This is a genomic window from Arthrobacter sp. 05T420 (genome assembly GCF_056396305.1).
In genome coordinates, this window is sequence record NZ_JBFTLG010000038.1 from 1 (window position 1) to 1,277 (window position 1,277).

A 1,277-nucleotide genomic window follows, 5' to 3' on the forward strand; every position below is an offset into this window, starting at 1 on the left:
GACACCCCGTAAGAGCAGATAAGGACCTGTTGTGAAAATCATTGCCGCTGAAGTCTTCGTGACCAGCCCCTCCCGGAACTTCGTGACCCTGCGGATCACCACGGAGGACGGGGTGACCGGGATCGGGGACGCGACGCTGAACGGGCGTGAGCTSGCGGTGGCCGCGTATTTGAAGGAGCACGTCGCKCAGCTGCTGATCGGGAAGGACCCGCACCGGATCGAGGACACCTGGCAGTTCCTGTACCGGTCCTCGTACTGGCGCCGGGGCCCGGTGACGATGGCCGCGATCGCCGCGGTGGACATGGCGCTGTGGGACATCAAGGGCAAGCTGGCCGGGATGCCGGTCTACCAGCTCCTCGGCGGGGCGTCCCGGAACGGGCTGCGGGCCTACGGGCACGCGTCCGGCGCGGACCTGCCCTCGCTCTTCGATTCGGTCCGCGAGCACCTGGAGCTCGGCTACAAGTCGATCCGGATCCAGACCGCGGTCCCGGGGATCAAGGCCGTGTACGGGGTCGCGGCGCAGGCCCAGGCCTCGGGGGAGCGGTACGACTACGAACCGGCCGGGCGGGGCGCGTTCCCGCAGGAGGAGGACTGGGACACCCGGGCCTACCTCCGGCACCTGCCGACGGTGTTCGAGGCGGTCCGGAACGAGTTCGGCCCGGAAATCCCGTTGCTGCATGACGGGCACCACCGGATGACCCCGATCCAGGCCGCGAAGCTGGGCAAGGCGCTGGAGCCCTATGACCTGTTCTGGCTSGAGGACTGCACCCCGGCCGAGAACCAGGAGGCGCTGCGCCTGGTCCGGGCGCACACCACCACCCCGCTGGCGATCGGGGAGATCTTCAACACCGTCTATGACTACCAGACCCTGATCAAGGAACAGCTGATCGACTACGTCCGGGCCGCCTCGACCCACTTCGGCGGGATCAGCCCGTTGAAGAAGGTGATGGACTTCGCCGCGCAGTACCAGGTCAAGTCCGGTTTCCACGGCCCCACCGACATCTCCCCGGTCGGGTTCGCCGCGCAGCTGCACGTGGGCCTGGCGATCCACAACTACGGGATCCAGGAATACATGCAGCACTCGGAYAAGACCAACGAGGTCTTCGAGCAGTCCATGACGTTCGTSGACGGCTACCTGCACCCGGGCGACAAACCCGGCATCGGCGTCGAATTCAACGAAGAAGCCGCCGCCGCGTTCCCCTACCAGCAGGCCTACCTGCCCTACAACCGCCTCGTGGACGGCACCGTCCATGACTGGTGACCAGACCCTGACCGGT

The 1,277-nt window shown here is 66.8% G+C and carries 1 protein-coding gene; it reads left to right on the plus strand.

Annotation, left to right across the window (positions count from 1 at the left end; all coding sequences use genetic code 11):
• Positions 1-31 precede the first annotated feature (31 nt).
• Positions 32-1,261 (plus strand): D-mannonate dehydratase ManD, encoded by a 1,230-nt coding sequence (manD, locus tag AC1DEM_RS21600; RefSeq protein ID WP_476886324.1) that lies wholly within the window; start codon positions 32-34, stop codon positions 1,259-1,261.
• Positions 1,262-1,277: the final 16 nt, after the last annotated feature.